At 61.6% G+C, this 21,381-nt stretch carries 17 protein-coding genes and 2 rRNA genes; all 19 read right to left on the bottom strand.

Features of this window, described 5'->3' with window-relative positions; translation table 11 throughout:
• Positions 1–55 precede the first annotated feature (55 nt).
• Positions 56–1,483 carry a ribosome biogenesis GTPase Der gene (gene der / locus CJ178_RS06520; RefSeq protein ID WP_033231894.1) on the bottom strand — a complete coding sequence of 476 codons (1,428 nt, stop codon included), beginning with the start codon at positions 1,481–1,483 and terminating at the stop codon, positions 56–58.
• On the bottom strand, positions 1,480–2,160 hold the full coding sequence (gene cmk / locus CJ178_RS06525) for a (d)CMP kinase (protein ID WP_179300812.1): 681 nt from the start codon (positions 2,158–2,160) through the stop codon (positions 1,480–1,482). Before cmk ends, der begins: the two co-directional genes overlap by 4 nt.
• A gap of 11 nt (positions 2,161–2,171) precedes the next feature.
• Complete coding sequence (locus CJ178_RS06530) at positions 2,172–3,689, bottom strand: pseudouridine synthase (RefSeq protein ID WP_095886390.1); 1,518 nt, start codon at positions 3,687–3,689, stop codon at positions 2,172–2,174.
• Between the two features lie 79 nt (positions 3,690–3,768).
• Positions 3,769–4,476, bottom strand: a complete 708-nt coding sequence (scpB, locus tag CJ178_RS06535; RefSeq protein ID WP_095886391.1) for an SMC-Scp complex subunit ScpB — start codon at positions 4,474–4,476, stop codon at positions 3,769–3,771.
• Positions 4,473–5,288, bottom strand: coding sequence for a segregation and condensation protein A (locus CJ178_RS06540; protein WP_095886392.1), 816 nt, complete (start codon positions 5,286–5,288; stop codon positions 4,473–4,475). Before CJ178_RS06540 ends, scpB begins: the two co-directional genes overlap by 4 nt.
• Positions 5,288–6,166, bottom strand: coding sequence for a ParA family protein (locus tag CJ178_RS06545; RefSeq protein ID WP_373557473.1), 879 nt, complete (start codon positions 6,164–6,166; stop codon positions 5,288–5,290). Before CJ178_RS06545 ends, CJ178_RS06540 begins: the two co-directional genes overlap by 1 nt.
• Before the next feature lie 277 nt (positions 6,167–6,443).
• Positions 6,444–7,367 (bottom strand): site-specific tyrosine recombinase XerD, encoded by a 924-nt coding sequence (gene xerD, locus CJ178_RS06550; protein ID WP_092807649.1) that lies wholly within the window; start codon positions 7,365–7,367, stop codon positions 6,444–6,446.
• Position 7,368: 1 nt separating this feature from the next.
• Positions 7,369–8,001, bottom strand: a complete 633-nt coding sequence (locus tag CJ178_RS06555) for an NUDIX domain-containing protein (protein ID WP_045067870.1) — start codon at positions 7,999–8,001, stop codon at positions 7,369–7,371.
• 7 nt (positions 8,002–8,008) lie between these two features.
• Positions 8,009–9,769 carry a CTP synthase gene (locus CJ178_RS06560; protein WP_095886394.1) on the bottom strand — a complete coding sequence of 587 codons (1,761 nt, stop codon included), beginning with the start codon at positions 9,767–9,769 and terminating at the stop codon, positions 8,009–8,011.
• Positions 9,770–9,912: 143 nt separating this feature from the next.
• On the bottom strand, positions 9,913–10,860 hold the full coding sequence (locus tag CJ178_RS06565) for a copper transporter (protein ID WP_033231885.1): 948 nt from the start codon (positions 10,858–10,860) through the stop codon (positions 9,913–9,915).
• Positions 10,857–12,041 (bottom strand): putative cytokinetic ring protein SteA, encoded by a 1,185-nt coding sequence (gene steA, locus CJ178_RS06570; protein ID WP_033232172.1) that lies wholly within the window; start codon positions 12,039–12,041, stop codon positions 10,857–10,859. Before steA ends, CJ178_RS06565 begins: the two co-directional genes overlap by 4 nt.
• An 88-nt stretch (positions 12,042–12,129) precedes the next feature.
• The gene (gene recN / locus CJ178_RS06575) at positions 12,130–13,905 is read right to left on the bottom strand and encodes a DNA repair protein RecN (RefSeq protein ID WP_095886395.1); all 1,776 of its coding nucleotides are present in this window, start codon (positions 13,903–13,905) and stop codon (positions 12,130–12,132) included.
• Positions 13,906–13,908: 3 nt separating this feature from the next.
• Positions 13,909–14,856 (bottom strand): NAD kinase, encoded by a 948-nt coding sequence (locus tag CJ178_RS06580; RefSeq protein ID WP_033231883.1) that lies wholly within the window; start codon positions 14,854–14,856, stop codon positions 13,909–13,911.
• Positions 14,853–15,683 carry a TlyA family RNA methyltransferase gene (locus CJ178_RS06585; protein ID WP_045067874.1) on the bottom strand — a complete coding sequence of 277 codons (831 nt, stop codon included), beginning with the start codon at positions 15,681–15,683 and terminating at the stop codon, positions 14,853–14,855. Before CJ178_RS06585 ends, CJ178_RS06580 begins: the two co-directional genes overlap by 4 nt.
• Position 15,684: 1 nt before the next feature.
• The gene (locus CJ178_RS06590) at positions 15,685–15,927 is read right to left on the bottom strand and encodes a hypothetical protein (protein WP_033231881.1); all 243 of its coding nucleotides are present in this window, start codon (positions 15,925–15,927) and stop codon (positions 15,685–15,687) included.
• A gap of 75 nt (positions 15,928–16,002) precedes the next feature.
• The gene (locus CJ178_RS06595) at positions 16,003–16,986 is read right to left on the bottom strand and encodes an HAD-IIA family hydrolase (RefSeq protein ID WP_095886396.1); all 984 of its coding nucleotides are present in this window, start codon (positions 16,984–16,986) and stop codon (positions 16,003–16,005) included.
• Entirely contained in the window at positions 16,983–17,876 is an 894-nt protein-coding gene (locus CJ178_RS06600; protein WP_245006025.1) for a hypothetical protein, read from the bottom strand. The genes CJ178_RS06595 and CJ178_RS06600 overlap by 4 nt, the downstream gene beginning before the upstream one ends.
• Before the next feature lie 67 nt (positions 17,877–17,943).
• Positions 17,944–18,060 (bottom strand): 5S ribosomal RNA (rrf, locus tag CJ178_RS06605).
• Positions 18,061–18,203: 143 nt separating this feature from the next.
• Positions 18,204–21,336: ribosomal RNA gene (locus tag CJ178_RS06610) — 23S ribosomal RNA — on the bottom strand.
• Between the last annotated feature and the right edge of the window lie 45 nt (positions 21,337–21,381).

Genomic DNA, 21,381 nt, shown 5'->3' on the forward strand with positions numbered 1-21,381 from the left:
GCTGAAGTACCAATCGGCTGGTCAGAGCCTTTTTAGTACTGTTTGGACGCAGAAACTAGCGGCTCTTACGGTCGCGCTTCTCGCGCACTCGCACGGAAACGCGGATCGGGCTGCCGTCGAAGTTGAACTCTTCACGCAGACGCCGCTCGATGAACCGGCGGTAACCGGCCTCGAGGAAGCCTGTGGTGAAGAGAACGAAGGTCGGCGGACGCGTGCTTGCCTGCGTCGCGAACATGATGCGAGGCAGTCGGCCACCGCGCATCGGCGGCGGTGTTGCTGCCACAACTTCCTTGAGCCAGGTGTTCAGGCGACCCGTGGGGATGCGCTTGTCCCAGGACTCGAGAGCCGTGTCGAGAGCCGGCACGAGCTTCGCCACGGCGCGACCGGTGTGGGCGGAGATGTTGACTCGCTGAGCCCATGGAACGCGGACTAGATCGCGGTCCACTTCCTTGTCCAGCATGAGTCGACGGTCCTCGTCCACGAGGTCCCACTTGTTGAATGCGATCACCAATGCGCGACCCGTGTCGGCCACCATGCTCAGAACACGGAGGTCCTGCTCGGTGATCGGCTCGTGTGCGTCGATGAGCAGGATCGCGACCTCAGCGGCCTCGATCGCGCTCTTCGTGCGCAGCGACGCATAGAACTCGGCGCCGCTGGCATGGCTGACGCGCTTGCGCAGACCAGCCGTGTCGACGAAACGCCAAGGGCGCCCGCCGAGTTCGACGATCGAGTCGACCGGGTCGACGGTGGTGCCGGCAACGTTGTGTACGACGGACCGCTCGTCGCCGGACAGCTTGTTGAGCAAGCTGGACTTTCCGACGTTCGGCTTTCCGACCAGAGCAACACGACGCGGGCCGCCGCCGGGGATGCCTTCACGCGGGGTTTCCGGAAGCTTCTCCAGAACCTCGTCGAGCAGGTCGCCGGTACCGCGGCCGTGCGTCGCACTCACGGAGTACGGCTGACCGAGACCCAAGGACCACAGTGCGGCGACCTCGGACTCGGTGCGTCCGTCGTCCACCTTGTTGGCAACGAGGATGACCGGAGTCTTGGAACGACGCAGCACGCGAGCGACCGCTTCGTCGGTCGCGGTGGCGCCGACAACAGCGTCGACGACCAGGAGAATGGCGTCAGCCGTTCCCATGGCCAACTCGGCCTGACGAGCAACGGCCTGCTGAAGACCCTTCGCGTCGGGCTCCCATCCGCCGGTGTCCTGAACCAGGAAGCGTCGGCCGGCCCAGTTCGCCTCGTACGAGACACGGTCACGGGTAACGCCGGGGATGTCCTCGACTACCGCTTCACGGCGGCCGATGATGCGGTTCACGAGCGTCGACTTGCCGACGTTCGGTCGACCGACAACAGCCAAGGTCGGAACGGCAATGTGCGCTTCGCCTTCGCCGTCCGCTTCGAGATCGGCGTAGTCCCACTCCGATTCCTCGGACCAGGTTCCGTCGCCGGCAAATTCGGTTACCAGATCGTCGCTCACTGCACTGCTCCAGTTCTGTCGCTGACCACCAACAGCAGCTTGGCGATCACATCTTCAATGCCCAATTCGCTCGTATCCACCAGGATGGAATCCTCGGCAGGGCGCAACGGCGACACTGCCCGAGTCGAATCGAGATGGTCACGGCGCTGCACATCAGCCAGCACCGCTTCGTAATTGTCTTCGCGGCCTTGGCCGACGTTCTGCGTATTGCGGCGTGCCGCACGGGTTTCCGCCGATGCGGTCAAGAAGATCTTGACGTCCGCATCAGGGAGTACGACGGTTCCGATGTCGCGTCCTTCGACGACGATCCGGTCTGCGCCCGCCGCCAACTCACGCTGAGTGGCAACCAGCAAGTCGCGAACCTCGGGCACGGCGGACACAGCGGAGACAGCCTTGGTCACCGCGTCGCCGCGGATCTCCTCGCTGACGTCCGCGCCGTCGAGATGCACCTGCTCGTTGCTCGGATCAGTACCGATGGACCAGGGCAACGCCGCAACCGCAGCGGTGATCGCCGCAGCGTCAGTCAGATCGATTCCCTGACGCAGCACGTGCAGGGTCGCGATCCGGTAGATAGCTCCGGTGTCGAGGTAGCGGGCGCCCAAACGCTGCGCCAACGCACGGGAGACGCTGGACTTGCCGGTTCCGGACGGTCCGTCCATCGCGACCACTAGCGGCATGGACGAATCGGTCACAGGCCGACCGCCTCGTACAGTCCACCGACCTCGCTACGACCGAGTACGCGCTGCGTTCCCGGACGCTGATCGCCGAGAGCGACAACTCCGACGTTGGTGCGAACCAGGCGGACAACAGGGTGACCGACGGCATCGAGGAGGCGACGCACGATGTGCTTGCGACCTTCGTGCAGAACGAGCTTGACGAGCGTCTTGCCCTCGTTGATCTCGAGCACAGTGAATGCGTCCACCTTGGCCGGACCGTCGTCGAGGGTGACACCGTCACGCAACTGCTTACCGGTGCTGCGCTCGACAACGCCGTGAACGGTGGCGAGGTACGTCTTCGGAACCTCGAACGACGGGTGCATCAGGCGGTGAGCGAGATCGCCGTCGTTGGTGAAGAGGAGCAAGCCCTCGGTGTCGGCGTCGAGACGGCCGACGTGGAACAGTCGCTGACCGGACTGAACGCGCTCGGAGACGATGTCACCGACACACGGGCGACCGAGGTCGTCAGACATGGTGCACTGCCATCCACGCGGCTTGTTCATTGCCAAGTAGACGAGGTCCTTCTGCACGACAACACGAACGCCGTCGACGCGGACTACTGCGTTCTCGGGATCAACACGCAGACCCTGCTCCACCACGATGCGGCCGTCGACCTCGACGCGACCCTGGTCGATCAGTTCTTCTGCTGCACGACGTGATGCGACGCCGGCCTGAGCCAGGACCTTCTGCAAGCGGACGCCGTCGCCCTTCGGCGGGCCGTCGTGCTTGGTGACCTCGGCGTGCTGATGACGCGCAGGCTTGGCGTTGGACACCAACGGGTTCTGGGAGACGACGCGCTGCGGCTTCTCCGTCTTCGGCTTGCCACGCTTGTTGGTTGCCGCCGGTGTCGGGGCTGCCGGCCGCTTGCGCGGAGGTCCGTCGAACTTGGATCCACGAGGAGCGTTTGCCCAGGCAGTGCCGCGAGGGGCCTCGGGGCGTGCGCCGCGCTGATCGTCGCTGCGACGGTCAGCACCACCGCGCGGTGCGCGACGGGCATCAACGTGAGGGGTACGACGGTCATCGCTGCGGGGGCCGCGACGATCGTCATTGCGCGGGCCTCGGCGGTCATCGTTGTAGCCACCACGACGGTCGTCGGTGCGTGCCGGACGACGGTCGTCGTTGTAACCACCACGACGGTCGTCGGTCCGTGCGGGACGACGATCATCACTACGTGCGGGACGACGATCATCACTACGTGCGGGACGACGATCATCACTGCGCGGGGGGCGCCGATCATCATTGAATCCACTGCGACGGTCATCCGTGCGGGGGCGGTCGGATCCGGCATTGCGGTCGTATCCGGAAGTACTGCGGGAAGTGTTGCTGCGTGCGCCACGGGGGGCTTCGCTGCGTGCGCCACGGGGGGCGTCACTGCGTCCACCACGGGGGCTGTCGCTACGACCACCGCGGGGGGCATCGCTGCGTGCGCCGCGGGTGTCGCGGGAGTTGTTACGGTCCGGTGTGCCATCTCGGCGAGCGGGATTGTTCACTTTTTTCCTGTCAGTTTTCAGCTGTTTCCCGACTGTGGTCGGGTCTTTTCTTTCTGCTGACGACGGCGGGTTTTCCCCGTCAGTCGTCGTCGACTTCGGTGTCCACCACGTCGGTGGGCACGTCGGCCTTGTTCATTCTCGCAAATCGCGGATCGGATTCGAGGCTTTCGCTGATGTCGTCGATCAGGTCGACATCAGGCAAAAGCGGTGCCAACTCCGGGAGATCGCTCAGCGAGCTCAATCCGAGCCGTTCGAGGAACAGTTCGGTTGTGGAGTACCGTGTCGCGTTGGTGTCCGGGTCTGGCCCGGCTTCCGCGATCAGTCCGCGGGCGAGGAGTGTGCGTACCACCCCGTCCACGTTGACGCCTCGTACTGCACTGATCCGCGCACGAGTCAACGGTCCACGGTATGCGACTATCGCCAAAGTTTCCAATGCTGCGCGGGTCAGTTTGGTACGTGCGCCGTCCAGCAACAGCCGTTCGACGTAGGGGGCGAATTCTTGCCGCGTGTAGAAACGCCATCCGTCGCCTGCGTATCGCAGGTCTATGCCGCTGCCACGGGCGGTAAATGCAGCCGACATCAGTTGCAGTCGCTGCTCGACGCGAGCCGGATCGGTACCGGTCACGGAGGCAAGTTGCGCCACCTCCGCCGGTGAATCGACTACGAGCAGCAGCGACTCGAGCACAGCGTCGAGTTGAGTGTCGTCCAGCTCGAAAGCGAGAGCCGAATCACCCTCACCAGAGTCTTCTACCTGCACAGATTCCGTCGCGGCGGGATCGAGACTCATCGGTAGTCCTCCTCGGTGACGGGGGTTGATTCCTCGCCGGTCCAGGTAATGAGCAGTGGCCCGAGCGGCTCGGGTTGGTCAAAGGCAATGGCGCGCCGACGGTACAGCTCGAGCAGCGCCAGGAAGCGGGCGACAATCGGGGCGGCGTCGTCGCAGTCCTCGATCAGGTCCGGAAACGGTACCCACTCCCCTGTGCCGCGGGCGCGCAGCAGTTCGAGGATGAACTCCGCTTGTTCGGGGATCGAGATATTGGACACATGCAGGTGATCGAGGCTGACTGTGGGCACCGGCCGGGGTGCGAAAACGGCTGCGGCGATCTCGGCGAACTTGTGCGAATCCACTCCGAACAGCACTTCGGGAAGGAGATCGGCGAACTGGTCCTCGACGGCAACGGAGCGGGGGTATCGCCGCAATGCTGCTTCCTCGAGTTCACCGAACAGCGTCGCAACTTGCTTGTAGGCGCGGTACTGAAGGAGCCTGGCAAAAAGAAGGTCGCGGGCTTCGAGCAGAGCAAGATCCTCGGCGTCCTCGACTTCGCCTGCCGGCAGGAGCCTGGCGGCTTTCAGATCGAGAAGTGTCGCGGCGACAACAAGAAACTCCGTCGTCTGATCGAGCCCCATCGCACTGCCGAGTTGCCGGGTGTACGCGATGAAATCGTCGGTGACGGTGTGCAGCGCTATCTCGGTGACGTCGAGTTGGCGTTGATTGATCAGGGAAAGCAGCAGATCGAACGGCCCTTCGAAGTTTCGAAGTGTTACGCGGAACTCTGCAACTGCTGGGGATGAATCTTCTTGCGGTGGAATCAGTTTCACTAACGACCAGACCGGTGGATTACTTCGCGGGCCAGCGCCCGATACGCCTCGGCTCCGGCAGATTTGGGTGCCCAGGTGGTGATCGGCTCGCCGGCCACGCTGGTTTCGGGGAAACGCACGGTGCGGTTGATCACGGTGTCGTAGACAACGTCGCCGAACACCTCGACGACGCGCGCCATCACCTCACGGGCGTGGAGTGTGCGCGAGTCGAACATCGTGACGACGATACCGGCCAACTCGAGTTTGGAATTGAGCCGGTCGTGAACCTTTTCGACGGTGTCGTTGAGCAGCGCCAGACCGCGCAGGCTGAAGTACTCGCATTCCATCGGAATGATCACCGAATCAGCGCAGGCCAAGGCATTGACCGTCAGCAGACCGAGCGACGGCTGGCAGTCGATCAGGACGTAGTCGTATCGATCCAGAACAGGATGCAAAACGCGACCCAGCGTCTGTTCACGTCCCACTTCGGTAACCAGCTGAATCTCGGCCGCCGACAGATCGATATTGCTCGGCAGCAGATCCAGTCCGTCGATCCGGGTGCGCATCAGCACGTCGTCGATGGACACACGCGGTTCGACGAGCAGGTTGTGGACCGTCAGTTCCAGATCATGGTGCTGCACACCCAACCCTGCGGACAGTGCGCCCTGCGGGTCCAGATCGACCAACAGCACGCGGCGGCCGTACTCCGCCAACGCCGCCCCCAGATTGATCGTGGACGTCGTCTTGCCGACGCCACCCTTCTGGTTACACATCGCGATGATCATCGCGGGACCGTGGTGCGGCAACGGGGTCGGCATCGGGACTTCTCGTACCGGCCTACCGGTCGGTCCGAGTTCTTCGACTGACGCAGTGTCCGACGAGGTCGGTAGGTCGAATATCGCCTCGGAATCGGCGGCAGGGGCAGGTTCGGTAGAGGGGTCGAGGTACTGGGTTGTGACATACGGCGGCGCTGACTCCGCCGCTGCTCGCTGCGATGTCGACACGGTCCGATGCTCCCCTGTTCTTTCGACGGTTGCTCTCGGCGCCGGCAACCCGTGGAATACCCGGCAATACCGAATTCCGACAGGCCGAATACTCACAAGAGTCGCTCGCGCGCCTTGAACGCTACCGCTTATTTCTCCGATTTCTCACGCAACACGCATTACACGCAGACGGCTAGCGCGCCCGGGGGTGTGCTTGCGCCCACACTTCACGTAGCGCTGTGACGGTGACCAAGGTGTAGATCTGGGTTGTGGTGACCGACGCGTGGCCCAGAAGTTCCTGCACAACACGAACGTCGGCACCGCCGTCCAGTAGGTGTGTGGCAAAGGAATGTCGCAGCGTGTGGGGCGAAACGTCAGCCGTGATTCCTGCGGCAGCCGCCGAGTCCTGAAGGATCTGCCAGGCACTCTGCCGGGACAACCGTCCACCTCGCGCGTTGAGGAACAGGGCAGGCAAGCCCCTGGTAGCCAGTGCGGGCCGGCCACGCACAAGATAAGCGTCGACGGCCTCGATCGCGGGCCGACCGATGGGCACCACGCGTTGCTTTCCGCCCTTGCCGTGGAGCACAACGGATCGAGAGTGGGTGTCGATGTCGTCGACATCGAGGTCGATGGCTTCCGAGATACGAGCTCCGGTGGAGTAAAGCAGTTCCAGGAGTGCGCGATCCCTCAGATCTCGGGGACCGTCTCCGGCTGCGCCACCACCGGACGCTTCCAATAGCGCGATGATCTGGTCGAGCGGAAGCGCTTTGGGGAGTTTGCGTCCGGGGGTCGGCGGTTTGACTGCCCGGGCCACGTCGACCGTTGTGAGTCCTTCAGCGGTCGAGAACTTGTGGAAACCGCGTACAGCGATCAGGGTCCGCGCGGCAGAACTCGGTGCCAACGCGACAATTCCGGCGTCCTTGTCCCCCAGCCGCAAATTCGTCACGAATTCCGTGATGTCGTTTTCAGCAACTCGCGAGACATTGTCGATGCCCCTGGCATTGAGGAATTCGACGTATCGATACAGATCCCGGCGGTACGAGAGAAGAGTATTGCGAGCGGATCCCCGCTCGACCGCTAGGTGGTCCAGAAATGAATCCACCTGTCTGGCAAGCATTTCAGGCCCTGGACTTGCGTTCTCCGAAGGCGGTCGGACGGTCCGGCCACGGAGCGTCGGCTGGTCGCAACTCTGTGCCGACAGCGCGTGCTGCCGCCAGCGCCATGATGCCGGACACCGCGGTGGCGTTCACCAGATCGCCGCGCAAGGCCATGTCGACGGCCTTCGCCAACGGCACCCGCGCAATCTGCAGGTCCGCCTCTTCGTGTTCGGGATCTTCCCGGTCGACGTCGTGCAACCCCTCTGCGAGGAAAACTCGCACAGCTTCGTCGGTGAACCCCGGCGAGAGCGCAACGTCGACAAGCACGGACCAACGATCAGCGCCGAGTCCGGTTTCTTCGCCCAACTCACGCGCGGCCGCGTCCAACGGACTCTCGCCAGGTGCGTCGAGAAGACCGGCCGGGATCTCCCACAACCGATGACCGAGCGGATGCCGGTACTGATGAATCAGAACAAGATTGTCGTCGGCGTCGATCGCCACCACCGCAACAGCGCCGTGGTGTTCGACGACCTCCCGGTCGGCGCGCTGACCTCCTGGCATCACCACGGAGTCCTTACGCAGCGCGATGATCGCGCCGGTGTAGATCGTGGTGGAGTCGAGGGTGTCGAATTCGTGCCGACCGGGGTCGCTCATGTGATTGCTAGACCTTTTCCGAAGATTCGGTGACGGCATCGAGTTCGGTCTCGGTTGCTGCGGTGTCGATGGTCTTCTCGGCGTGAACGTCAACGGGCAGACGCTCTTCGAGCTTGTACTTCAACGCCGCATCGATGAACGCCGAGAACAGCGGGTGCGGACGCGTCGGGCGGCTCTTGAGTTCCGGGTGTGCCTGCGTTGCAACGAAGAACGGGTGCTGCTCGCGCGGGTACTCGACGAACTCGACGAGATGGCCGTCGGGCGACGTACCGCTGAACTTCAAGCCGGACTTGGCAATCCGCTCACGGTAGGTGTTGTTGACCTCGAAGCGGTGACGGTGACGCTCGGACACATTTTCGGTTCCGTAAGCCTGCGCCGCAACCGAACCCTTGGTCAGCACTGCCGGGTACGCACCCAGACGCATCGTGCCACCGAGGTCGGCCTCGCCGGCGATCACGTCTTCCTGATCGGCCATCGTGGAGATGACGGGGTACTTGGTGTCCGGTTCGAATTCAGCCGAGTTGGCGTCCGTCAAACCGACGCTGCGTGCGGCTTCGATGACAACACACTGCAGACCGAGGCAGATACCGAGCAGCGGGAGCTTGCGTGCGCGGGAGTACCGGATCGCGCCGAGTTTGCCTTCGATACCGCGGATGCCGAAGCCGCCGGGGATCAGAATGGCGTCGACGTCGCCGAGTGCGGCCTGAGCACCTGCTTCGGTCTCGCACTCGTCGGAAGCAACCCACGAGATCTCGACCTTGGAACGATTGGCGAAGCCGCCCGCACGCAGAGCCTCGGTCACCGACAGGTACGCGTCCGGCAGGTCGACATACTTGCCGACCAACGCAACTCGGACGGTCTCACGCGGCTGGTGAACCCGATCGAGCAGATCGCCCCATACGGTCCAATCGACGTCACGGAAGGGCAGACCCAACTGACGCACGACGTACGCGTCGAGGCCCTCGCGGTGCAGAACCTTCGGGATGTCGTAAATCGACGGCGCGTCGGGAGTGGAGATGCAGGCGTCGACGTCGACGTCGCACATCAGGGCGATCTTGTTCTTGAGGCCCTGCGGGACGTCACGGTCGCAACGAAGGATGAGCGCGTCGGGCTGAATGCCGATGCTGCGCAACGACGCAACCGAGTGCTGCGTCGGCTTGGTCTTGAGTTCTCCGGACGGGCCGAGGAACGGCACGAGGGAGACGTGCAGGAAGAACACGTTGTCGCGGCCGACGTCGTGGCGGACCTGACGGGCGGCTTCGAGGAACGGCTGCGATTCGATGTCGCCGACAGTTCCACCGATTTCGGTGATGACGACGTCGGGGCGCACGCCCTGCAGATCCGGGCCGCTCATCTCGAGGATGCGTCGCTTGATTTCGTCGGTGATGTGCGGGATGACCTGAACGGTGTCGCCCAGGTACTCGCCGCGTCGCTCCTTGGCGATAACCGTCGAATACACCTGGCCGGTGGTGACATTGGCCTGACCCGAGAGATCGCGATCGAGGAAGCGTTCGTAGTGTCCGACGTCGAGGTCGGTCTCCGCGCCGTCTTCGGTGACAAACACTTCACCGTGCTGGAACGGATTCATGGTGCCCGGATCCACATTGAGATAGGGATCGAGTTTCTGCATGGTCACGCGCATGCCCCGCGCGGTGAGCAACTGTCCCAAACTGGAGGCGGTCAAACCTTTACCGAGCGAAGAAGCAACACCTCCGCTGACGAAGATGTGCTTGGTGGCGGTACGCGTGGTGTTGCGTGACTGTGGCAAAAGGGGCTCCCGTGACGACTGTGCAGGGCTTGGTCTGTTGAAGCAATGCTGGGGCCTGCCGACCCACGGGATTTCACGGTAACACCTATGGGGCCCCGACGCCTACTACGCGCCGAGTTTCGCCCCACGATGTGACCGGGGTATCAACTCGCGGGTGCACCGACGGTGATCGCCGCGGCTCCCGGGCCGGTTCCGTACCGCCCTGCTCCGCCGTTCAACTGCTCTTGCAAAGCCAGCGAGGTAGTGATCTTCCCGGCTTCACGATCAACGTTGTCGATAGTCGTCAGACCCGCTGAGAGCGCCGCATCGGCCCGTACAACCGCAATCGGACCATTGCCATCGGCCGAGCCCGGTCGACCCGCCAGGACCGTTCCTGCGCCGCGTCCGTCCAGCGCACCGGCAAAGCGGGCGATCACGGCGCCGCGATTACCGGAGGCCCCGTCGTCCGATGCGTTGTCGCCCGTGAGGACCACCGCGAGCTGAGCCGGCTTGACGACGCCGTCGTACGTGACGAAACCTGCGCTGCGCAACGTGTCGAGAGCCAGATTCAGCTCGTCCGGCGTGCTCTGCGGCTCACTGGTCGATCCGTTGAGCAAAAGGACTGATCCGAGCAGGTCACCGGCGAGGCTTCCCTGGTCGACCGCTCCCGTCTTGAGAGTGATGCCCGCGGGGATCACGTTGTTCACGACCGTCCGCAGACGGTCACCGCCGCTGGCGTCGGCAAACGAATCCGTCAACGACACGCGACCCGTCACGGCGCCGCCCGATGCCGCGATCAATCGCGTGACACCGTCCAGATCGCTCGGATCAGCGTCGGGTGCGGTCACCAGCACAACGGTCCGACCGGCGAGGGAATCACGTACGACGCGTCCGCCCACGGCCGAGTCGAAACCGTCGGCGGAGTTGAGTTGCTCTTCGAGATGATTGTTCTGTTCGTTAAGATTTTCGATCTCGTTCTGCAGATCAGCCTTGTCGTCGCGCAGGCCGGAGAGCAGCCCACTCGACAACATTCCGGATCCCAGAACAACGCCGATAGCGAGTGCCAAGAAAATAGCCGCAATCGAAATTGCGTGTTGACGCATAGAAATCACTTGAAGAGCCCCTGAACCCACAGCGCAAAGCTGTTCCATGTTGCGATTGCCCAGTCGAGAACTTCACTACCGGCATTGGATACGACCAGCGCGACGATCACCGCGACCAGTGCGGCGAGCACCAGAAGAGCAATAGCTCCCCCGGATACCCGACTGCGATACAGCGTTGCGACGGCTTTGGCGTCGACAAGTTTCGGACCGACCTTGAGTCTGGTCATGAACGCCGACGGATTGCTTTCGCGGCGAGCACGATCGAAGAATTCGTCGAGCGAGACGACGTTACCGACCGTCACGATCAGCGACGCGCCATGATGGTCCGCAAGCAACAAAGCCAGATCCGTCGGTGACCCCGTTGCCGGGAACGTCATCGCTCCGATGCCGAGATCCTGGATACGCGAAAGGCCGGCAGCATGACCGTCCTGGTCTGCAGGCAGAACCACCTCGGCGCCGGACTTCAGAGTGGCGCTGGTGATTTCTTCCGGGTCGCCCACGATGAGGTCGGGGCGGTAGCCGGCTTTGCTCAGTACATCGGCGCCCGCACCGACGCCGATCATGATCGGCGAGTACTCCTTGATGAACGGCTTGAGGTTCTTGAGATCCGCCTCGTGATCGGGCCCGTCGGACACCACCACGACATGGCGGTCCTTGAGATTGATGTCGACGTCTGGCACGCCGATACCGTCGATGAGGAGCGGACTCTCGGTTCGGATGAACTCGATTGTGTTGCCGGAGAACGCTTCGAGGTGGTCGACGAGCCCGGTTTTTGCCTCGATCATCCGGTCGGAGATCTCGGCCTCGGACTGTTCCTCACCCTTGAGGAGGCTCTTTGTTCCGTTGAAGACCTCGCCTTCGTGCAGGCGAATCTTGCTGCCGTCCTTGATCGACTTGAATACCTCGCCGTCCGGCGCGTCGATCAGGACGATGCCGTTGGCGACGATCACCTCCGGGCCGAGGTTCGGGTATCTACCGGAGATGGACGGCGATGCGTTGACAACCGCGAGCACTCCGGCTTTCACCAGAGCGTCGGCTGTTCGCCTGTCGATGTCGAGTTCGTCCAGGACGACGATATCCCCGGGACCGACACGGCGTAAAAGCTTGGCCGTATTCCGATCGACCCTGGCGATGCCGCTGATCCCTGGCAACGACGTGGTGTTACGGGAGAGCAATGCGGGCATCTTCATGGCTTCGATGATGAACCCGAACCTGCCGCTATCGGTGGAGGCGCGCCGAACCAACTACCACATCAACCACAACTGCACCACGTATTGTTCAATCTGTGACGCGTGCCGCATTGGCTATTTCCAACAGTTCCTCGGCGTGCGCACGACCCGTTTCAGTATCGTCCAAACCGGCCAACATCCGGGCCAGTTCCACGACTCGATCGCTGTCCGAGAGTGTCCGAACACCACTGCTGACGACGCCGCCCTTGTCGTCGACTTTGTCGACTACGAGATGGGTATCAGCGAATGCCGCCACTTGCGGAAGGTGCGTCACCACAATCACCTGATGTGTCCGAGCAAGTTTGGCCAATCGGCGACCGATCTCGACGGCCGCACGACCACCGACTCCGGCGTCCACTTCGTCGAACACCATCGTCGCGCCCGTGTCGCTACCGGCAAGAACAACTTCCAAGGCGAGCATCACGCGTGAGAGTTCACCGCCCGACGCGCTTTTACTGATCGGCAACGACGGAGCGCCGCTATGAGCCGACAACCGGAACGCCACCTCGTCTACGCCACCGGAACCGGCATGCAATTCCACTCCCCCGACGTTCAGCGGAGCCGAATCCTGAGGGCCGGCGACCTGCTGCCGGACGCTGACTTCCAAACCGGCCCGGCCCATCGCCAGTCCGGCCAATTCCGCACTGACGGCTTTCGACAACTTTGCAGCCGCCTTCACTCGCGCCGCGCTGAGTTTGGTGGCCGCATCTGCGGTCAATGCGGCGGATTCCTCGACCTGCTTGCTCAACAATCCGAGAGCATCCGACGATACGTCGAGTTTGGACAGCCGAGTGCGAGCAGTGTCGGCCCATTCCAGAACTCCGTCGACGTCAGCGGCATACTTGCGCGTCAGCGTCTTCAGTTCGGATTGACGTGACAGCAGTGTGTTCAGAGCACCCGGATCAGACGGTAATCCAGCGAGGTAGGTATTGAGATCGCCGGCTACATCGGTGACAACCGCGATGGCATCGGCCAGCCGCGCACCCAATCCGTCCAAATCGGAATCGACGACGGACTCGATCCGCGCCCTGGCCTCCGACATCAGATCCAGTGCGGGCGAGACTCCGACATCAGCACTGGCCATGTCGTCACTACCGGCGAGCGCTGCATGTGCTTCCTCGGCTGCCGAGCGCAACGAATCCAGATCACTGAGGCGCCGAACCTCTGCCACGATGGTGGCGTCCTCGCCCGGTTCCGGTGCAACACCGTCGATTTCGTTGAGTGCGAAGGTCAGCTGATCCGCTTCCTGCGCCAGTTCGCGGGCCTTCGACGTGCGTTCGATCAGTTCCGAACGAGCGTCGAGCCATTCACGGCGATGCTTCCGGTAGCGCGTCAGGAGCGTTCCGATTGTCTTGTCGCCGAAGCGATCCAGAGCATTACGCTGCTGGTCGGGACGAAGCAGGCGGAGCTGATCGTTCTGGCCGTGCACGGTCAACAACGGGTCGGTGAACTCCGAGAGCACACCGGCCGGAACGCTGCGACCACCGAGATGAGCTCGCGATCGTCCGTCGCTACCGACGGTACGGACCGCGATGATGCTGCCGTCCTCGTCACGCTCGGCACCGGACGACTCGAGGATCCGCGCGATCTCTCGTTCCGACGCCGGCGACAAGTCCGTGACGAACCTGCCCTCGACAACTGCGCGGGAGGCGCCCAAGCGCACCCGCCCGGCATCGGCTCGCGCACCACTGAGCAAGTGCAGGCTGGTGACAACCATCGTCTTACCCGCACCGGTCTCACCGGTCAGGACGGTCAATCCCTCGTGGAATTGCGCTGACGCCTCGGAGATCACACCCAGGCTGTCGATTCGGATCTCTGCGAGCACGTTTTAAGGCTTCCTTCCCCGCCACCCGGTCACCGGCAATTCAAACTTTCGCACCATCCGATCGGCAAACGGCGCCGAATCCAGTCGTACCCACTTGACCGGAGTGGCACCCCGAACAATCTCGACGCGTCCGCCCGCAGGCAGTTCCAGCGTGCGGCGACCGTCGCAGAACACCAACCCGTCGTGACTGCCGGCAACGGTCTCCACCGCAATCAGAGACTCCGGACTGGTGACGAGTGGACGCGCGAACAGTGCGTGAGCGTTGCTCGGAACCACAAGTAGCGCTTCGAGTTCCGGCCACACCACCGGACCACCGGCAGAAAACGCATAGGCCGTCGACCCCGTCGGCGTGGACACCAGCACACCGTCGCAGCCGAATGCCGACACCGGCCGCCCGTCAACTTCGAGAACCACTTCGAGAACACCCAGACGCGAGCGGTTTTCGATACTCGCCTCGTTGAGAGCCCACCCGCGATCGATTATCTCGTCATCGACGCGAATCACAACGTCCAACGTCATCCGGTGTTCCACGCGGTATTCCTTGCGGACTACCTGCGCGAGAGCCTCTTCGAGATGCTCGGCCTCGGTCTCCGCCAGGAACCCGATGCGTCCGAGGTTGATTCCGAGAACCGGAATCGACGCTTCCTGAGCCAACTCCGCGGCACGGAGAAAGGTGCCGTCGCCGCCGAGAACCAGAACCATCTCGCATCCGACTGCCGCTTCGGGACCTGGGTGAACAACTGTCACATCAAGATCCGGCGCCGAGAATCCCTCAGGCGCAGTCATTGCCTCGATACGCGAGCTGTCAGCTTCGTCGACCAGCACCCGCAGGCCAATGCCCGCGCTCTCGAAGATCTTTCCGACTCGTCGGGCAGTTTCGGCGATATCACGGCGACCCGGGTGTGCCACCAGGAGAATTTCGCGTGACTCACCTCCGGCAGTTGCATTCACTGCGGACCTTCCTCTACAGCTCTGCGGATCAGATCCTCGACCGACGGCGCATCGTCAGCCTGCTCCTGCGGCTCGGTTTCCTTCTTGAGCCACAGGAAGTACTCGACGTTTCCGGACGGGCCGGGCAGCGGACTCGCAACAACACCGGCGGTACGCAGGCCCACCTTGGCGGCAGCTTCGGACACTTCGAGGACAGCGGAAATCCGAAGCTCAGGGTCACGAACAACCCCACCTGCCCCGACTCGATCCTTGCCGACCTCGAACTGCGGCTTCACCATAGGAACAAGATCGGCGCCGTCTGCGGTGCACGCGACAAATGCCGGGAGCACAAGCTTGAGAGAGATGAACGAGAGGTCGGCAACAACCATGTCGACGGTCCCACCGATGGTTTCGGCGTCGATGGCGCGGACATTGGTGCGGTCGATGACGTGAACCCGCTCGTCCGACTGCAGTCGCCACACCAATTGGCCGTATCCGACGTCGACAGCAACCACTTCTTTGGCACCGCGGGTCAACAGAACGTCGGTAAATCCACCGGTCGAGGCACCGGCGTCCAGGCAGCGACGCCCCTCGACGCTCAGCCCTGATTCGCCGAAAGTGTCAAGAGCGCCAATCAGTTTGTGTGCTCCTCGGGAGGCCCAAGAGACTTCCTGCTCGACCTCGACCACGCGCAGCGGTGTTCCGGCTTCGATGGCCGTAGCTGGTTTGGTGGCAACGGCACCCGAGATGAGGACCCGGCCGGCCGAGATCAACTCTTGTGCATGATCGCGTGAACGTGCCAATCCACGACGAACGAGTTCAGCATCCACACGTGCTCTACGTGCCATGTCAGACCCTGTCCACAGACGCCAGTGCTTGGACCAGCACCTCGTGTGCTTGTTCCAGTAGTTGCGCCTTGTGTGGAATCACGCCTGCTCCGTGCTGATCGTTCGGATCCTGATCGAGTTGCCCGAGACTCACGAGCAAAGCGTCGACGTCGGACCGAATACGCTCCGGGTCAACACCTCGCGACGGCCCGGGCACTCCGGTGCCAGGGCTCGTGTTTTTGTTGTTCGATATCGGGGTGCTCATCGCGCACAACGCTAGTGCATGACCATTGGTTGCGCACACATCCCCACCCCGCGAGTCGAACACTCTTGCGAGAATTTACGCCAACCACAAATCTACGACGCGTTGCACATCGGCGTCCAATGCCTTGACGTTTTCGAATGCCGGATGTTCCCATGCCACGGGAGCGAGTGCGCGCAGCAGCGACGTCTCGTCTCCCACCATCGGCCCGTCCACGACCAGTGCCGTCCCGGACGCGGAGATGGTCCACTTCGAGTCTGTGCCGACCTTCGACAAGGCGGCAGGCTGGTTCAGTGCGTCCAGCGTTGCACCAATGTAGGTGGGGTGCTGTTCGAGTGGAGCGCGCAGAACATCAGCGGGTGTACTGACACCGGTCAGAACAAGCAGTGAATCGATCGAAACAGCATGCGCGCCTTCAATATCCGTATCGAGGCGATCGCCGACGACCAACGGTTTGGTGCAACCGCTGCGGAGCAATGCATCGTTCATGAGCGGGGCCGCGGGCTTGCCGGCCACCAATGGTTCTACCTTGGTCGCTGCGCGCAGCGCCGCGACCATCGAACCGTTTCCGAGCACCAAACCACGCTCGGAAGGCAGCGTGGTGTCGAGATTGGCCGCCACCCACAGTGCGCCTGCGCGAATTGCGAGGCAGGCCTCGGCGAGGATCGACCAATCGGTTGCGGTCGAATGCCCCTGTACGACGGCAACTGGAGATTCGGCGAACTCACGAACCGGACGCAGTCCGACCCGAGTCACCTCGTCGGCAAGCGCTTCGGTACCGACAACAAGGACCGCAGACCCGGGAGCGACCCGTTCGGCAAGCAAACGGGCAGCCGTCTGTGAACTTGTCACAACCCGGTCGTCGACAGAATCGAAGCCGAGTTCGGTCAGATGCGCAGACACGTCCGACGGCGACCGGCTCGCGTTGTTGGTCACGTAGTAGAGCGCTTGCGATCCCTGGCCCAGAGCACTCTGGGTACCAGGAATCGCGTGAGCGCCCGCGTAGAGCGTCCCATCGAGATCGAGCAGAAGTACGTCGTACTGGCTGCGAAGAACCGTCACAGATCTTCTCCGGACAGCTCCGCCACCCGCTCTTCTGCATCCGTATCGCCCTCGAGATCTGCTGCTGCAGCATTGAGGAACCACTTCAGACCGTCTTCGACGCGGCCGGCCGCAACAAGTGCGTCGGCGTAGGCGTAGAACAGCCTGGCAGCAGACGCACCGGTGCGCTTTGCATCAAGATCGGCAGTCTGCAAGGTGACAACGGCCTGATCGAACTGGCCGAGATCCATCCGGGCGCCTGCTACGACCATCCGAAGCTCCGACGCTTCATCACCCGACAGCAGTTTGGCTTCGTCACTACGACCGAGTTCGATCGCCCGCTCGGGGCGACCCAATCCGCGTTCGCAGTCAGCCATCACTGCAATAAGTCCAGGACCGCCGGCCATACGACGAGCTGCACGCAGCTCGGACAATGCTTCAGCCCATTCACCGGCGTGATACGCAGTGATTCCGGCAGCTTCACGAACAACCGCGATTCGGCCGGCGCGCTGACGGGCAGCACGGGCATGGAGCAGTGCAAGTTCCGGATCTTCGTCGACCAACTTGCCGGCCATGACGAGGTGACGCGCAACTGTGTTGGCGTTGTCCTTGTCCAAGCTCAGCAGATCACGACGAACAGCCGGATCAAGTTCGGTCGGTTCTACGTTGTCTGGTAGATCGGGTTCGTCAGGGCGTGCTGCCTGACGCTGATTGCGGTCACCGTCGCGTCCACGAGGGGTAAATCCACCCTCGCCGCCACGACGCGATCCGCCGCTTCTGTCTCCGCCGCTGCGGCGGTCGCCGCCACCGCTGCTTCGGGGACCACGCCCGTCGTTGTCACGACGGGGGCCACCTGAACGAGGCGCTCCTCCCCCACGGAAGGACCGACGCTCGTCGCCATTCTCCGACACAGTCTTTCCTTTCATACAACGCACGAAAGGGGACCCAGTATGTTGGGTCCCCTTTCGGTTAACGGGTGTTCGGCGGTGTCCTACTCTCCCACACCCTGTCGAGTGCAGTACCATCGGCGCTGAAGGGCTTAGCTTCCGGGTTCGGAATGGGACCGGGCGTTTCCCCTTCGCTATGACCGCCGTAACTCTATGAAACTGTCACAGTAACTAACCGTGAACCAGATCCTCCACACACCCACCAACAAGAATGTTGGTGAATGATGGGGAATCGAATTCAAGGTATCTGTGTGTTGTTTCAGATACCGCACAGTGGACGCGTAGCTTCTTTGTGGTAAGTCCTCGGCCTATTAGTACCAGTCACCTGCATACATTACTGTACTTCCAGTTCTGGCCTATCAACCCGGTGGTCTGCCGGGGGCCTTACCCCCTCGAGGGGGTGAGAAACCTCATCTTGGAACAGGCTTCCCGCTTAGATGCTTTCAGCGGTTATCCCTTCCGAACGTAGCTAACCAGCGGTGCTCCTGGCGGAACAACTGGCACACCAGAGGTTCGTCCGTCCCGGTCCTCTCGTACTAGGGACAGCCTTCCTCAAGTTTCTTACGCGCGCGGCGGATAGAGACCGAACTGTCTCACGACGTTCTAAACCCAGCTCGCGTGCCGCTTTAATGGGCGAACAGCCCAACCCTTGGGACCTACTCCAGCCCCAGGATGCGACGAGCCGACATCGAGGTGCCAAACCATCCCGTCGATATGGACTCTTGGGGAAGATCAGCCTGTTATCCCCGGGGTACCTTTTATCCGTTGAGCGACACCGCTTCCACTTGCCGGTGCCGGATCACTAGTCCCGACTTTCGTCCCTGCTCGACCTGTCAGTCTCACAGTCAAGCTCCCTTGTGCACTTGCACTCGACACCTGATTGCCAACCAGGCTGAGGGAACCTTTGGGCGCCTCCGTTACATTTTGGGAGGCAACCGCCCCAGTTAAACTACCCACCAGGCACTGTCCCTGAACCAGATCATGGTCCGAGGTTAGAGGTCCAATTCGATCAGAGTGGTATTTCAACAACGACTCCACGATAACTGGCGTCACCGTTTCACAGTCTCCCACCTATCCTACACAAACCGAACCGAACACCAATACCAAGCTGTAGTGAAGGTCCCGGGGTCTTTTCGTCCTGCCGCGCGTAACGAGCATCTTTACTCGTAATGCAATTTCGCCGAGTCTACGGTTGAGACAGCTGAGAAGTCGTTACGCCATTCGTGCAGGTCGGAACTTACCCGACAAGGAATTTCGCTACCTTAGGATGGTTATAGTTACCACCGCCGTTTACTGGGGCTTAAATTCTCAGCTTCGCTCCGAAGAACTAACCGGTCCTCTTAACCTTCCAGCACCGGGCAGGCGTCAGTCCGTATACATCGTCTTACGACTTCGCACGGACCTGTGTTTTTAGTAAACAGTCGCTTCTCACTGGTCTCTGCGGCCCCACCCAGCTCAGACAGTAAATGTCGTCACCAGACAGGGCCCCCCTTCTCCCGAAGTTACGGGGGCATTTTGCCGAGTTCCTTAACCATAGTTATCTCGATCGCCTTAGTATTCTCTACCTGACCACCTGTGTCGGTTTGGGGTACGGGCCGTGTGAAAGCTCGCTAGAGGCTTTTCTCGGCAGCATAGGATCACTGAATTCGCCTCAATCGGCTACGCATCACGTCTCAGGCTATGTGTGACCCGGATTTGCCTAGGTCACGCCCTACACGCTTACACCGGTATTACCACTGACCGGCCCAGCTACCTTCCTGCGTCACCCCATCGCTTGGCTACTACCAGATCAGGTCCCGTGCATCCACCAACTCGAGACCCGAAGGTCTTCTCGTGGCTTCAGGACGGTTAGTATCACTGATTCACCATGGGCGCGTTCACACGGGTACGGGAATATCAACCCGTTGTCCATCGGCTACGCCTGTCGGCCTCGTCTTAGGTCCCGACTCACCCTGGGCGGATTAACCTGGCCCAGGAACCCTTGGTCATTCGGCGGACGAGTTTCTCACTCGTCTTTCGCTACTCATGCCTGCATTCTCACTCGTGTGGCCTCCACGGCTAGGTCACCCTGCCGCTTCCATGGCCACACGACGCTCCCCTACCCATCCACACACCTGCCAGAAAATCCTTGGATCAACTGGGGGCTATTGCGTGAATGCCGCAGCTTCGGTGGTGTACTTGAGCCCCGCTACATTGTCGGCGCAGGATCACTTGACCAGTGAGCTATTACGCACTCTTTCAAGGGTGGCTGCTTCTAAGCCAACCTCCTGGTTGTCTTCGCGACCCCACATCCTTTTCCACTTAGTACACGCTTAGGGACCTTAGCTGGCGATCTGGGCTGTTTCCCTCTCGACTACGAACCTTATCGCCCGCAGTCTCACTGCCGCGCTCTCACTCACCGGCATTCGGAGTTTGGCTGATTTCGGTAAGCTTGTGGGCCCCCTAGACCATCCAGTAGCTCTACCTCCGGTGAGAAACACGCGACGCTGCACCTAAATGCATTTCGGGGAGAACCAGCTATCACGGAGTTTGATTGGCCTTTCACCCCTACCCACAACTCATCCCCTCAGTTTTCAACCTAAGTGGGTTCGGTCCTCCACGACGTCTTACCGTCGCTTCAACCTGGCCATGGGTAGATCACTCCGCTTCGGGTCTAGAGCATGCCACTATGATCGCCCTATTCGGACTCGCTTTCGCTACGGCTACCCCACACGGGTTAACCTCGCGACATGCCACTAACTCGCAGGCTCATTCTTCAAAAGGCACGCCATCACCCCCCACACCGAAGTGTGCAAAGGCTCTGACGGATTGTAAGCGCACGGTTTCAGGTACTATTTCACTCCCCTCCCGGGGTACTTTTCACCTTTCCCTCACGGTACTAGTCCGCTATCGGTCACCAGGGAGTATTCAGGCTTATCGGGTGGTCCCGACAGATTCACACCAGATTTCACGGGCCCGGTGCTACTTGGGTTTCCATTACAACAGTCACAAAGTTTTCGTGTACGGGATTCTCACCCTCTACGACAGGCCGTTCCAGACCACTTCCACTAACCTCATGATTTCTTACTGTTGGCCAACACGGCAGCATTGACAAAATGAACCCCACAACCCCACGAATGCAACACCTGCCGGCTATCACACACCCATGGTTTAGCCTCTTCCGCTTTCGCTCGCCACTACTCACGGAATCACGGTTGTTTTCTCTTCCTGTGGGTACTGAGATGTTTCACTTCCCCACGTTCCCTCCACACGCCCTATATATTCAGGCGCGGGTAACACGACATCACTCGTGCTGGGTTTCCCCATTCGGACATCCTCGGATCACAGCTCGGTTGACAGCTCCCCGAGGCTTATCGCAGCCTCCTACGTCCTTCATCGGCTCCTGGTGCCAAGGCATCCACCGTACGCTCTTCATTACTTACAACAAAGATGCTCGCGTCCACTGTGCAGTTCTCAAACAACACACAAC

Origin of the sequence: Rhodococcus sp. ACPA4 (assembly GCF_002300185.1) — a bacterium.
Classification (GTDB): domain Bacteria; phylum Actinomycetota; class Actinomycetes; order Mycobacteriales; family Mycobacteriaceae; genus Rhodococcus_F; species Rhodococcus_F globerula.

What these genes read in the sequence shown, in the direction of transcription:
- CJ178_RS06585 (WP_045067874.1), bottom strand. Translation starts at nt 15,683, where the DNA reads ATGGCACGTAGAGCACGTGTGGATGCTGAACTCGTTCGTCGTGGATTG.
- CJ178_RS06555 (WP_045067870.1), bottom strand. Translation starts at nt 8,001, where the DNA reads ATGAGCGACCCCGGTCGGCACGAATTCGACACCCTCGACTCCACCACG.
- steA (WP_033232172.1), bottom strand. Translation starts at nt 12,041, where the DNA reads ATGAAGATGCCCGCATTGCTCTCCCGTAACACCACGTCGTTGCCAGGG.
- cmk (WP_179300812.1), bottom strand. Translation starts at nt 2,160, where the DNA reads ATGCCGCTAGTGGTCGCGATGGACGGACCGTCCGGAACCGGCAAGTCC.
- xerD (WP_092807649.1), bottom strand. Translation starts at nt 7,367, where the DNA reads ATGCTTGCCAGACAGGTGGATTCATTTCTGGACCACCTAGCGGTCGAG.
- scpB (WP_095886391.1), bottom strand. Translation starts at nt 4,476, where the DNA reads ATGAGTCTCGATCCCGCCGCGACGGAATCTGTGCAGGTAGAAGACTCT.
- CJ178_RS06590 (WP_033231881.1), bottom strand. Translation starts at nt 15,927, where the DNA reads ATGAGCACCCCGATATCGAACAACAAAAACACGAGCCCTGGCACCGGA.